Genomic DNA, 12,353 nt, shown 5'->3' with positions numbered 1-12,353 from the left:
GGGCCGCGGCCGCAGGAGAGCAGGCGGATGGTACCCGTTTGCGGTAGCTTGGCTGGCGAGGAGGAGCCGGGGAGGCGGATCTCACGGTGGCGGGGACAGCGGAGAACCGGGGTAGGAACGTCACTGCTGCGCTCGGCGCCTTGCTGGCTGCTTGTCTCGTGCTTGCGGGCTGCTCCCCGAGTGCGCAGAGGCTCACAGTGCGCCCGGCCCAGGGCAGCAGTGCTGCGGTAGCGCCGTCCCCCTCGGCTAGTGCCGCTGCCACGAACAGCCTGAAGGCGACCCAGACCGCTCCGCCTGGCACGCCGGGCACGTTCCGGGTGCGCCGGCTCCAGCTCACGTTCACCGAGCCGGCGCACCCGGGGCCGTCTGGGGAGTCGCTCGGCCCGCGGACGCTGATCATCCAGCTGTGGTACCCGGCCGGGTCAGCTCGGGGCCGCTGGCCGCTTCCGTTGATCCTGTTCGCGCCGGGATTCCAGCAGTGCGCTAACCCGTACGGCGATCTGCTGAGCGCATGGGCCAGCGCCGGCTATGTGGTCGCGGGGGTGAACTTCCCGCACAGCGACTGCAAGGTGGCCACCGCTACAGAGGACGACATGATCAATCAGCCGGGAGACATGTCTTATGCGCTGACGCGGCTGCTCGCCCTGAGCCAGCGGGCAGGTGATGCCGTCAGCGGGCTGATCGACCGGCGGGAGGTCGCGGCGGCCGGCCAGTCGGACGGCGGCGACACGGTGGCCGCCTTGGCCGCCAACACCTGCTGCGAAGATCGTCGGCTGACCGCGGTGGCGGTGCTGTCCGGCGCGGAGTGGGCGCCCATGCCCGGCCGGTACTTTGCGGGGACCGTGCCGCCGATGCTGTTCGTCCAGGGCAGCGCCGACACCGTCAACCCGCCGTGGACAAGCGTGCAGCTCTACGAAGGCGACAGCGGCGCCGCCCGGTACTACCTCGACCTGTTCGGGGCGGACCACACCGGCCCGTACTGGGGGACGAACAAGACCGAGCAGATCGTGGTTCGGGTCACCGTCGCGTTCTTCGACCGCTACGTGCTCGGCCGGAAGACCGCGCTCGCGGTGATGACCCGGGACGGGAACGTGACAGGTAGTGCCGCCATGGTCTCCGCCGGCGCCCCGGTGCCCAGCGGGTAACCGCAAGGGAAGCGCGCCTTACCGCTCGCGGGGCAGTCAGTCGATCCGCCACAGGTAGGCGTGGTTGTTGGTGTCGCCGGTGACCAGTGAGCCGCCATCCGGGCTGAATGCCACCGCTCCGACGCCTTGGCTTCCTGTGCCGGGGTCAGTGAGCGTCCCGGCCGGCTGCCCGGATGCGCCGTGCACCAGGTAGGTGCTGCCGTCGTTGTCGGCGATCGCGAGCAGGCCGCTCCGGCTCCAGGCCAGGCCCCACACGGTCTGGGGCTCGGAAATCACTGTCTTGAGCGCCTTGCTGGCGATGTTCCACAGGTACACCTGGCCGTCCTGGTAGCCGGTGGCCAGCGTTGACCCGTCGGGGCTGAACGCGACCGCGGTGACCGGCTGATCGGTACCCTTCCCGCCTGGCCCGGCCAGCACGAGCGGAGTCGCGGCGCCCGTGCTGAGGTTCCACAGGCAGGCAATGTTGCGGTAGTCGCCGGCGGCCAGGGTGCGGTCGTCGGGGCTGAAGGCCAAGGACCAGACGGCGACGCCAAGCGGATCGGCCAGGGTGCGAGACAGCGTGGCTGTCCGCCCGTCGCCGCCGACATGCCATAGGTAGACGTAGCCGCTGCCAGCAGACGCGAGCGTTGATCCGCTCGGGCTGAACTCGACCCAGTCGATCTCCGCACCGTCCGGATCGGTCGCCGTGTCCACCAGCTGCCCGGTCGCGGCGGACCACAGGTAGATGCTGCCGTTGCTCGCGCCGGCCGCGACGAGCGCGCCGTTCGCGCTGAATGTCACCGAGTAGATCTTCGTCCCGGCGCCGGGACGCAGCGGCGTGATCAGCTGCCCGGTCCGCGGGGACCACAGGAACGCTTCCCCGTTCTTGCCGCCAGTCACCATCATGTCGCCGACGGGGCTGAAAGCCACGGAGTTGACCTGCCCCGGGCCGCCTGCGGCGTCGCTCACGGTGTGCACGATCGACGCGGTTACCTGGCCGCCGGGCGCACCGGTCGGCGAGAGATCTGCGGGGCTGGACGGGCTGACCGAGGGGGAGGTGAGGTGGCTCTGGCTCGCGGTGGCGCTCGGCCGGGGGCTCGCGGCCGACGACCCGCCGGGGGACGCGGTCGATGTTCCGGCGGCTTGCGCCGTGCCGGAGCCGGCGGTCCCGCTCGGGCTGCCGGATGCCGTTGGGCGCTGGCCGCCGCTGGCGAGAATGGCGGCAGTCACGCCGCCGCCCGCCGCGAGGATGGCCGCGGCGACGACGACTGCGATGACCAGGCCGCCGGTCGGCGCGGAGGCAAGGCGGTGCCGCCGCCCCCCGGCGGCCCCGCCTTCCACGGCACGGTGCGGGGGCACGCTCGCGGCGGCGGAGTCCCTGGCGGCGGAGATGTAGGGCGCGGCCGGCGGGAGCGTGGTGATTGTCCCCGCGCTGCCGTCGGCCGCTCCCCGGGGGTGGTCAGAGCGCCGAGTCGCCTCCGGCGAGCCGAGCCCGAGCGCCGCGCTCAGCGCGGCAGCGAACTCCCCGCAACTCGGATAACGGTCAGCGGGCGCCTTGGCCAGCGCGCGCTGCAGCACTTGGTCGACCGCGGCGGGAATCCCGGGCACACGGCCGGCCAGCGGTGCCGGCGGTTCGCTCAGCTGCGCGTGCAGTACCGCCAGGTCGCTATCTCGGTGGAACGGCGGCGAGCCGGCCAGGATCATGCTCGCCGAGCAGGCCAGTGCGTACTGGTCGGCTCGACCGTCGACCGGGTGCCCCTGGATCTGCTCGGGCGCGGAGTACTCGAGCGTGCCAAGGAAGCTGCCCGTCTGGGTCAGGCCCGAGGTCGTCGAGGCGCTCTTCGCGATACCGAAGTCCGACAGGTAAATGTGATCCGGATGGCCGGGCCGCACGTCCACGAGCATGTTGGTTGGCTTGACGTCGCGGTGCACGAGGCCGGCCTCGTGCGCCGCGTCCAGCGCGGCCGCCATCGAGGATATGATCGCCGCCGCCCGCCCGGCGGGCAGCGCCCCCTCCCGGCGTACCAGCGAGCCGACGTTGCCTCCCGGCACGAACCGCATCGCGATATACAGCGCACCGTCCGCCTCGCCGGCGGCGAAGACCGGGATAATGTGCGGATGATCAACTTGCGCCGCCAGCTGGGATTCCCGGATAAACCGTTGCCTGAAGTCCTCGTCCAAGGCCAGTTCCGGCGCCAGAATCTTCACCGCGACCTGCCGGTTTAGAGACTCATCGAATGCGCGGAAGACAATCGCCATTCCGCCCCGGCCGATTACCTCGTCCAGCCGATAGCCGACGAGCTTCGAACCAGGCGGATAGCCAGCGTCGTTCCCGAAGTCAGTCATGTCCGCCCCGCCCCAGCTACGAACCCCGTTTCCCGCGTGAGCCCACCCTACGGGAATTCGTGCCTCGGGAGTAGCCGTCCGCGTGCCGGAGAATTACGCAGGTGATTATGCATCTTTCGACGCTTCGCTGGCTTTCCGGTCGACTTTCCTAGCTCCTCCCCGGGTAACACCGAGGTGTCATGCGGGACCAACGGCATCTGGTTACCTACGACTCCTAGTTCTGGCCTGGGCCGGTCTCCCTCAGCGTGGGGCCCCGCCTCGACGAACCATCGTGCAACTGAATCGCGAGGGGCCTGCAGGTAGTGGACGCGGGTGTCGTGGCAAGCGGGCCGTCGCCTGACCCCTACCGCGGATAAAGCAACGGGAGGCGGTCTGTCAACGGTCATTGGGAAATCCGGTTGGGCGGCCTGGCGGTCTCCAGGCTGGTGGCCACCAGATTTCCCGGCTGGCGGCCACCAGTTCTCTGCCGGCGGGGCGGGGTTAGGTCGTCAGCGGTATCACCGGTTGCCGGCGGGTGCCTCGGCGAGGCGGTGCGAGTCGCCTTTGGTCAGGACGAGGTGGGCGTGGTGCAGCAGCCGGTCCACCGTCGCGGTGGCGAGGGTCTTGGGCATGTGCCCCCGACGGCACCGACCTGCTGCCGACCGGACCTAGCTGATCCGGGCTCTAGGCGACCTCCGATGTGCTGGCCCCAACGGCATGTAATGATTCTAGAGCTGCTCAGCGGCACTTTTTCGATGGTTTGTCTGGGCAATCACGATGCGCGCCTGGGGAGGCTTCTGGCTTTCAGCGGCTAGAAGTCGCCGCCGCCGAAGTTGTCGCCCCCACCGAAGTCTCCGCCACCGGAGTCGCTTCCGCCGAAGTCTCCGCCGCCGTAGTCGTCGCCGCCAGTCCCGGAATCGCCGTAGTAGTTGTATACGTCCCCCGGCGAGTCCCCGTAGCCGAACAGGCCGGGACCGCCGAGGGCCTGGCCGAGCAGGAAGCCAGTAAACATGCCACCGCCAAGACCGAAGCCGCCCCAGTACGACGGGGCGAAGCCGGCGTTGACGTACTGGATCTGGTTACCGGACCTGTCCCGGACCAGGCGCATCGCCGGCTGGTCGCCCCGCTCGACGACCCGCTGGCAGTCGACGCACGCCGCGACCGTCCGGCTCGGGCCGCCATCCGGGGGTGCCCAGGACAAGTCAGCCACCGACATGCCATGGCGCGGATCGAAGAAGCACATCGGGCGGCGACCAGGCTTTGGCTGACCGTGCGCGACAGCCTCGGCGCAGGCCAGCCGATACTGGCCCTCGGCGACCGCCCGGCTGACGGCGGCCATGTCCGCTGGCTTGCGGGCAGCGTCCAGCGCATGCGTTCCGCGCTCGTACGCGTCCAGCGCGGCAGCCTGCTCGGCCGCCGCCTCCGAATCGCCCGCGATGGTGACGTCGTTGTCGTGGTCGGTGATCCTGGCGTTGAGCGCGATCAAGTCGTCCTGGGCCGCGAGCTTGGCCTCCTTGAGCTGCTGCTCCTGCTCCTGCCGCTTCCGCTTGCTGCGCGGCCGCAGCAGGAAGAAGTAGCCCCCCGCACCGAGCAGGACGAGGACGCCCAAGACGATCAGACCAACCGGTGGCCCGCTAGCGGACGGTTGACTGGCCGGGGCGCCGTCCGAGCCGGGCCCCGTACCCGGCGTTGCCGCGGACTGCTGGACCTCCTGCACGAATTCCATCAATGCCGCGGGGATGTCCCCATCCGCCCGGTGCTTGCTCACCACGTTCGTAGCCACGCTCGCGGCGACGCCATCCGCCACAACACCCCGGTTATATGCGCCGAAGTGCTTGAGCCGACTGTCCAGAAAACCGACGACGAACTGACCGTGCTTGGCGCCCAGCGTGCTGATCAGCTGACGCATCGCCCGGTCGTATCCCGAGGATCCAGACGGGGCGACCACCAGGTAAATGTCGTCATTGCCGATTTGCCGCTCAAGCTGCGACTGATCGCCCTGCGAGACGAGGCTTCGCGCGTCACTGCTGACGCAGACATGCTCGCTCGTGAGGCAGTCCGCTAGCGTGGCTGCCTTGGCGGAGCCAGTCCCCGTCGCCGCGCTGGCCGGGAGGCCCCATGACAAGACCAGCACAAGCACGCCCGCGAGGATGATCAGGACTCTTCGCACGGCTATCGCCCCCCACACCATCCCGAACGCAACGATGCGCGCCGACTTCCCGAATATTTAGAACTCCCCAAGATCCACCGTAGCGCTCAGCGGGTGAACTACGCGAACGGCCTGGTGACGGCCTGCGATCTGGAAGCCGTCCTGCCGGGCGGTCTCCTCATGCTTTCCGCGGTTCCTGGCCACGGCCGCTTTGACGGCGGCGCGCAGCGCGCCGAGGCGGGCGTCGCGCTCAGGGGTGTCGTCGCGGGAAAATGAATGTAGGCAATGAGCTAGCTCCGGGCAGAAGGGAACGCCATGACATCGCCGCCTCAGCCAGAGCACCTGAACAACCGGCACCGCGATACGCTGCAGCAGATCTTCCGGCACCCGGTGAGCCACAACATCGAATGGCGCGCGGTGCTGTCGCTGCTTGAAGCCGTCGGCACTGTCACCGTGCGGCACGGTGGCAAGGTGGACGTCACCATCGGGTCTCAACGGGAGTTCCTCGACGCACCCGCGGAAGGGACAGTCGACGCGCAGATGGTCATGGACCTGCGCCGGATGCTGAGCAGCGCAGGTTATGGCCCGGCGTAACGCCTGATCCAGGCCGACGGCGCCTATCGCCATGCATTCGCATCAGCGCCGAGCGGGCTTCAGGGCGGGCCTTTGGCTGGAATGGTGGCGGCATCAGGCGGATGGCAGCAGAATTGACACTAAGACCCGAGTTGGCTCAGGCCTGTGCGCGCCATGACTGCCGCTGGCTTCACAGGTAGTCGGTCTCGCCGATCGACCGCCACTCCCTGACCTCCGGCACCCGGACCACGACGTGGGACCAGGGCAGCGCGCGGGCCTCCTCGGTACAGACGACGGTCATGAGGCTGAGCGCGACGAAGGCGTGGAGCGGATCGACCTTTGGCGCATTCCAGGACGGCCATGCCCTGCTCCAGCGTCATAGCCTTGGCCTGCCGTCCTTCTTACCTTCCGAAGTGTCGACGAAGGCGGCGACGTGCGCATGACCCTGTCTCTGGCCTGCGCGTGCCGGATCGAGCGGAGGAGGATCGAGTGGCCGGGCTCACCGTGCTGCACTCCAACAAGGACTTTGATCTCATCGCCAGTGTCACCGGCCAGCCTCCTGAATGGCTCAGCACACCCGGACGATGCTGAGCGCACCCAGATTGTCAATTTAGGGCGGCTCAGGATCAGCCTGACTGAGTGGTTGACCCTGAGCAGATGTTCCTGCGGCGATAGCCCCGGCGTCCCGTCAGAGCGAGCGTCGCAGCAGGGAGTCGAGCCTGGCGAACGAGCTCTCCCAGCCGGCCTTGGTGAGCTGGCGGCGCTCCTCGGGGAACGGGCCCTGGCGCAGGGCGAGCCGGGTTCTGTCGTGGGGCTCCTGGTGGAACTCAAGCCGCAGCATGACCCTGGTGCCGGGAGCTCCCTCAATCTCCTGATGCCCGGCGAGGAGCTCGTTTTCCACGACCTCGGCGAAGGTCACGTCAACCTGGCTGCGCATCGCCGGGTCGGAGTCGTCGACCAGGACGTAGCGCTGGAAACCACCGGGCCGCGCGTCTATCTGCACGCTCTCGCAGGGAACGGAAAAGCCCTCGGGCCCGAACCACAAGCACAGCTGATCGGGGTCGACGAAGGCCCGGTAGACCAGCTCTGGCGAGGCGTCGAAGACACGCGAGAGGATGATTTCTTCCTTGGCGGCCTGAGTCATCGTCCGATTGTAACTGTCGCCAGGTTCCCGCGGTGATCGCCGCCCAGCCCATGCCCGTTGTCTGACCTTGCTGGCCAGCGCCTCGCCCTGCGTCGTCGGCCGGCTCCAGCTCGACGTGCATGCTGTCCTCCCCTCGCAACCGTGCCGCGATGCCGCCTGACGCGCCCTGCTGCCTCGGCGGGATCGGCGCAAACGGCGGCGGCGTGCACAGCGAGATCGCCCCGGGCTGCTCTTGGCTGCTCGTAAGCGGCGTGTGGGCGACGGGAGTCAGCCGCAACCGTTCGGGGCTAGTGCTGGATTTCTTTCCGGGATTTCGCCTGCGCACCGCTCCCGGTTTGAGCGGAGCATCGCGCGGTATGGATGCGGGCACTGGATGATCGCTAGCAGCCGGAATGTGAGGTACTGCGATGAGCGCACCGGCCGCCGCGCTGCCGTCCTGAGTGGAGCCTCAGCTTGCCACTTTGACCAGGGAGCGCTTCTCGTCGCCTGAGTGGGTGTGCGAGCGGAAGCTGGACGGCGAGCGGTGCCTGGCATTCGCCGGTCCCGAGGGCGTCCGGCTGATGAGCCGCAGCAAGCATGACATCACCCGCACCTTCCCGGAGATCGCCGGCGCCATCGCCGCGCAGCAGCCCGGCGGCCTGATAGCGGACGGGGAGATCGTCGCGTTCGAGGGAAAGCAGACCCGCTTCGGGCGGCTGCAGCAGCGGCTCGGCGTCGCCAGCCCCGGTGAGAGACTGCTGCGCGAGTTCCCGGTGTACTACTACCTGTTCGACGTGCTGTACGCCGAAGGCCGCGATATCCGGCCGCTGCCGCTGACCGAACGGAAGAAGCTGCTGGCCGGCACGGTGACCTTTCGCGACCCGCTGCGCTGCACCCAGGACCGGGCGCGGGACGGCGAGGCGTTCTTCACCCAGGCCTGCCGTGACGGCTGGGAAGGCCTGATCGCGAAACGGGCCAGCGCGCCGTACCTAGGCGGCCGCAGCCGCGACTGGCTGAAGTTCAAGTGCGAGAACGCCCAGGAGTTCGTCATCGGCGGGTACACCGACCCGCAGCGGTCCCGGGTCGGCTTCGGCGCGCTGCTGCTCGGCTACCACGACACCGACGGCGGCCTGGCCTACGCGGGGAAGGTCGGGACCGGTTTCGACACCCGGACGCTGCACCGCCTGCACGCCACACTCGCCGGGCTCGAGCAGGACCACAGCCCGTTCAGCCGCGGACGCATACCTGGGCAGCGGGCCGTGCACTGGGTGAAGCCGCGGCTCGTCGGCCAAGTCGCCTTCACGGAGTGGACCACCGACGGGCAGCTCAGGCACCCCAGGTTCCAGGGGCTGCGGGACGACAAGGAACCAGGCGACGTGGTGCGCGAACTGCCTTGACCGCGACAGGACGAAACCCACCCGGGCCCGGACGGGGACGCCGGATGACGTTCGGCCAGGAGTGTCACGGCCGGCAGGCCGTGACACTCCTGGCCGAAGCGATCCCGTGGCGTCAGGTTCAGGATGCGGGTGTGATGTCGTTTAGGTGGACGCGGCGGGGTACGGCTCCGGGTACGACTGCCCGGCAAGCCAGGGCAGCTCACCGTCGCAGGCGCAGTGGGCCAGGATCGCCATGGGACGCTAAGCGGATCCGCGCCGCGCCGGTAGGAGTCGATCCTGTCGGCCAGGTCAGCCCGCCGCGAATGGCCCAGGTCCCTGCTGATGTGGCCGAACGCATGCTGCAGCGCATCGGCGTGGCGGCCCCTGGTGGCCCTGGCGGTCATCGCCGCGACGAACACGTCACGGTACGCGGCCTCCGTCGCATGGTGCGGGGCGCTCCCCGCCGCGGCGATGACCTGGCCGGCGGCGCGGTAGCGCGCCGGGTCGTGAAAGTTGGCCCGGTCAGCCGGTGACTACCAGGTCATCGCGGACGTCCTTGACGCCGATGCCCCTCCAAGCGGCGTCGATGACGGCGTCATGCTCGGCCCAGGTGCGGGTGTGGCCGGTGAGGGTGACGGCGCCGTCGCTGGCGCCTACCTGGATGTCGCTGTCGTCCGCGAGCAGCCCATAGCGGAAGAGGGCGTCTTCCACCAGGTCGCTCACGTTGGCGGCCTCCACGTCGCTGAAGATCTCGATGTCGTCGACGATGCCGCGCACACCGGTCACACCGGCAACGGCCTGCTCAACCGCGTCCCTCTGGAAGCGGTTGCCTACCGTGCCCGTCAGCCAGACGTCACCGTCGCTAGCGCTGGCCTCGACGCTGCCGGGCCCGGTGACGACCAGCGCGAGGGCATTGTTAGCTGCCGTCGTGAGCTCGGGGTCGTCCCGGTAGTCGGCGGCCGGCAGCATCACCATTAGATGGTTACGCACCTTGGTGACGCCTTGCACCCGCCTGGCGGCAGCGGCCGCATGCAGGTACTGCGCGTAGCTGGGCACGGTGCCGTTCAGCGCCACGTCCCCGTTCATGTTCTTGACGGTGATGCCTGACGAATCCACTAGCGGGTCGAACTCTAGCTCCTTCTGGACCGCCTCGCGGATGTCCTTGGCCGCCTTGACGGCTTCACGCGGGCTTTTCGGTGCCATGTCCAGGTCCCCCTCCCTGCCAAGCCTGCTGGTGTCCTTGGGGTCTACCCAGGGACACCAGCCGCTATTCGTGCAACCGTCCGCCGGCCCTGCACTTGACGCGGTGCACCAGCAGCCGAAAGCGGCGGCGGGGTAGCCGCCGCCGCTCCCCGCGCCGGCCTTAGGGAGGGCGGGCGGCGTCGGCCGTGGAGGGGATGAAGTGGCCCGGCCAGGGTCGAGCTTCTCGGACTCCACAGCCGGCCTGGCCGCCTCGGCCAGCCGCCTCCTTGCCACTGGGCGACCGCATAGGGGCGGGACCGGGCGCAGGCCGGTACTCTAACTGGGCAGCCGGGGCACCCGGTGCTAATGTTCGATAGGTGGCGGCAAAAACACAGCCCGCCTCATCCGGGACTGGCGGGCAGAGCACACCCGGTCTCGGTGCGCATCCGACTCGCGAGCAAAGCGTCGCGGCGGGCAAGGCGGCCCGGCAGCTGGCTCCGCTGAAGTCCCACCGGGACTTCTCGGCCGCGGCGTCCAGGGACCCGACAGCGCTGCTCCTCGGCCAGGCTGAGTCCCGCGTGCCGGAGCTGGTTCCGGTCCGCTACGGACGGATGCTGGTGTCGCCGTTCGCGTATTACCGGGGTGCCGCGCTGCCGATGGCTGCCGACCTGACCGGCATGAAGTCCTCTGCGTTGCGGGTGCAGTTGTGCGGTGATGCTCACCTGTCGAACTTCGGCGCCTTCGCCTCACCTGAACGGCGGCTGGTCTTCGACCTCAACGACTTCGACGAGACGCTGCCTGGTCCGTTCGAATGGGACGTCAAGCGGCTGGTAGCGAGCATGGCCGTGGCAGGCCGCGACAACGGCCTGACCGCCAAGAAGCGGCGCAAGGTTGCTCGTGCGACCGCGGCGGCTTACCGCACCGCGATGCGGGAATTCGCCGCCATGTCGATCCTGGACGTCTGGTACGCCCGCTTGGACGTCGAAGACGCCCTTGCCCAGGTCAAATCTGACATGCCTAAGAAGGCGGCGCGCCGGACCAAGGCTCAGATGGCGAAAGCTCGCACGCGGGACAGCGGGCAGGCGCTGGCGAAACTGACGACCGTCAAGGACGGGCGGCGCCGGATCATCAGTGACCCGCCGCTGATCGTCCCGATCGAAGAGCTGGCCGCCGACCTTGACGTCGATGCTGTCTACGCGTTCCTGCGCACCCTCTTCGCCGGGTACGCGCTCACTTTGCCGGCCCACCAGCGCCGACTGGCCGAGCGATTCACCTTGACCCGGGTGGCCCGTAAGGTCGTCGGCGTAGGCAGCGTCGGCACCGAGACGTGGATCCTGCTGATGGAACCTGACGACGGCTTCAAGCCGCTGCTCCTGCAGGCCAAGCAAGCCCAGCGCTCGGTGCTGGCCGATTACGCCGGCGACAGCGAATACGACAACCAGGGCGAGCGTGTCGTCGCCGGCCAGCATCTGATGCAAGCCGTCAGCGACATCTTCCTCGGCTGGCAGGGCGTCACCCCTCCCGGCAGCGGCTCTGCCGACTACTACCTCCGCCAGCTGCGCGACTGGAAATACTCCGCCGATATCGAAGACATGAACGCCGCGGCGATGACCGCCTACGGCCGCATGTGCGGCTGGACGCTTGCCCGCGCCCACGCCCGCACCGGGGACCGGATCGCGATCGCCGCCTACCTCGGCGGGTCACACAAGTTCGACCGGGCCGTGGCCGAATTCGCCGAGACCTACGCCGACCAGACCGAACGCGACCACGCGGCGCTGGCCGACGCGGTCGCCTCCGGGCGCGTTCAAGCGCAGACGGGTGTCTGAGCGTACTCGGCCCTGGCAAGGTACCTGAGGGCGTTTAAGGGCAGTGGCTTGCCACGCGAGCCGCCGCCCCTCGGCGGCCGTCGCGATCTCGGTGCATCGTCCCCCGTGAAGTCATGTCCATTGCTTGTCGCCATCGGTGGCAGCGGTGAGGGCAAGCTCCCAGTGTTGAGACGGAAAGTACGCTGCGCCTCACCCCTGACGGTGGGGCTCCTCGTCATAAATTGATAGTGAGATCAGTCTTGTAATTGATCATCAGTTATGATTACGATGATGCTAGGAGCTGGTCCCGCCGGAGCCAAGCACTCCGGTGTCCAGGGCAGCGAAGCAAGCGGAAGGAACGCCGTCAGTTCAAGTCACTGAGTACGTCCCTGATCGTGCGGGACATCCTGGCCGTCGCGGTCGGGATCATCGCGCTGGCCTGACCCCAGGTCACGGTGCTAGCGCTGGTCATCTTGTTCGCCGTCTACGCGTTGTTCGCCTCCGGCCTGGAGGCCGTGGGGGCGTTCAGCAGCGCCAAGGCGGGTCCGGTGCTCGGGCACCTACTGCTTGGGCTGGTCGATCTGGCCGCCGGGACGGTCGCGACCCTGCACTCCGCCGTCAGGGAAACCGACCTGGCCGACGCCAAGCCCAGCCCGGTGCACGCCCCATTCCGGCGGCCAGTTCACCAGTGAACCG

At 68.8% G+C, this 12,353-nt stretch carries 11 protein-coding genes and 1 pseudogene; 6 read left to right on the top strand and 6 right to left on the bottom strand.

The genetic code is table 11. From position 1 onward, the window contains the following. Positions 1 to 197: 197 nt before the first annotated feature. Positions 198 to 1,145 (top strand): alpha/beta hydrolase family protein, encoded by a 948-nt coding sequence (locus tag EAS64_RS25980; RefSeq protein ID WP_145857115.1) that lies wholly within the window; start codon positions 198 to 200, stop codon positions 1,143 to 1,145. 36 nt (positions 1,146 to 1,181) lie between these two features. On the opposite strand, the gene EAS64_RS45045 is transcribed toward EAS64_RS25980, so the two are convergent. From EAS64_RS45045 to EAS64_RS25965, 3 genes are all read right to left on the bottom strand, one after another. Beyond that, positions 1,182 to 3,470: a WD40 repeat domain-containing serine/threonine protein kinase gene (locus EAS64_RS45045; RefSeq protein ID WP_222849610.1), complete on the bottom strand. Its 2,289-nt coding sequence runs from the start codon at positions 3,468 to 3,470 to the stop codon at positions 1,182 to 1,184. Positions 3,471 to 3,967: 497 nt separating this feature from the next. Then, a complete protein-coding gene (locus tag EAS64_RS45040; protein WP_281283322.1) occupies positions 3,968 to 4,081 on the bottom strand; it encodes an ATP-binding protein in 114 nt (37 codons plus the stop codon). Between the two features lie 179 nt (positions 4,082 to 4,260). Next, positions 4,261 to 5,619, bottom strand: a complete 1,359-nt coding sequence (locus EAS64_RS25965) for a hypothetical protein (RefSeq protein ID WP_145857112.1) — start codon at positions 5,617 to 5,619, stop codon at positions 4,261 to 4,263. A gap of 93 nt (positions 5,620 to 5,712) precedes the next feature. Here EAS64_RS25965 and EAS64_RS43840 point away from each other — a divergent pair, with 93 nt between their 5' ends. Further along, the gene (locus tag EAS64_RS43840; RefSeq protein WP_187366182.1) at positions 5,713 to 5,874 is read left to right on the top strand and encodes a hypothetical protein; all 162 of its coding nucleotides are present in this window, start codon (positions 5,713 to 5,715) and stop codon (positions 5,872 to 5,874) included. 39 nt (positions 5,875 to 5,913) lie between these two features. Next, positions 5,914 to 6,192: a type II toxin-antitoxin system HicA family toxin gene (locus EAS64_RS25960; RefSeq protein WP_145857110.1), complete on the top strand. Its 279-nt coding sequence runs from the start codon at positions 5,914 to 5,916 to the stop codon at positions 6,190 to 6,192. 667 nt (positions 6,193 to 6,859) lie between these two features. On the opposite strand, the gene EAS64_RS25955 is transcribed toward EAS64_RS25960, so the two are convergent. Further along, positions 6,860 to 7,315 carry an SRPBCC family protein gene (locus tag EAS64_RS25955; RefSeq protein ID WP_145857108.1) on the bottom strand — a complete coding sequence of 152 codons (456 nt, stop codon included), beginning with the start codon at positions 7,313 to 7,315 and terminating at the stop codon, positions 6,860 to 6,862. A 440-nt stretch (positions 7,316 to 7,755) separates the two neighbouring features. Here EAS64_RS25955 and ligD point away from each other — a divergent pair, with 440 nt between their 5' ends. Next, a complete protein-coding gene (gene ligD / locus EAS64_RS25950; protein ID WP_145857106.1) occupies positions 7,756 to 8,691 on the top strand; it encodes a non-homologous end-joining DNA ligase in 936 nt (311 codons plus the stop codon). 290 nt (positions 8,692 to 8,981) lie between these two features. Here ligD and EAS64_RS47605 read toward each other — a convergent pair. Both EAS64_RS47605 and EAS64_RS25940 read right to left on the bottom strand, forming a co-directional pair. Then, a pseudogene (locus EAS64_RS47605) lies at positions 8,982 to 9,143 on the bottom strand (DUF1722 domain-containing protein); the annotation flags it as partial. A gap of 49 nt (positions 9,144 to 9,192) precedes the next feature. Continuing rightward, positions 9,193 to 9,873 carry a BON domain-containing protein gene (locus tag EAS64_RS25940; RefSeq protein ID WP_145857104.1) on the bottom strand — a complete coding sequence of 227 codons (681 nt, stop codon included), beginning with the start codon at positions 9,871 to 9,873 and terminating at the stop codon, positions 9,193 to 9,195. Between the two features lie 356 nt (positions 9,874 to 10,229). On the opposite strand from EAS64_RS25940, the gene EAS64_RS25935 reads away from it, so the two are divergent. Together EAS64_RS25935 and EAS64_RS25930 are read left to right on the top strand one after the other, a co-directional pair. Beyond that, a complete protein-coding gene (locus EAS64_RS25935; protein WP_145857102.1) occupies positions 10,230 to 11,678 on the top strand; it encodes a DUF2252 domain-containing protein in 1,449 nt (482 codons plus the stop codon). Positions 11,679 to 12,112: 434 nt separating this feature from the next. Continuing rightward, a complete protein-coding gene (locus EAS64_RS25930; protein WP_145857099.1) occupies positions 12,113 to 12,349 on the top strand; it encodes a hypothetical protein in 237 nt (78 codons plus the stop codon). The last annotated feature ends 4 nt before the right edge of the window (positions 12,350 to 12,353 follow it).

This window comes from Trebonia kvetii (genome assembly GCF_007827045.1).
Taxonomy (GTDB): domain Bacteria; phylum Actinomycetota; class Actinomycetes; order Streptosporangiales; family Streptosporangiaceae; genus Trebonia; species Trebonia kvetii.
This window is presented reverse-complemented; position numbering and strand designations above follow the sequence as displayed.

What these genes read in the sequence shown, in the direction of transcription:
- EAS64_RS45045 (WP_222849610.1), bottom strand. Translation starts at nt 3,470, where the DNA reads ATGACTGACTTCGGGAACGACGCTGGCTATCCGCCTGGTTCGAAGCTC.
- EAS64_RS45040 (WP_281283322.1), bottom strand. Translation starts at nt 4,081, where the DNA reads ATGCCCAAGACCCTCGCCACCGCGACGGTGGACCGGCTGCTGCACCAC.
- EAS64_RS25960 (WP_145857110.1), top strand. Translation starts at nt 5,914, where the DNA reads ATGACATCGCCGCCTCAGCCAGAGCACCTGAACAACCGGCACCGCGAT.
- EAS64_RS25955 (WP_145857108.1), bottom strand. Translation starts at nt 7,315, where the DNA reads ATGACTCAGGCCGCCAAGGAAGAAATCATCCTCTCGCGTGTCTTCGAC.
- EAS64_RS25940 (WP_145857104.1), bottom strand. Translation starts at nt 9,873, where the DNA reads ATGGCACCGAAAAGCCCGCGTGAAGCCGTCAAGGCGGCCAAGGACATC.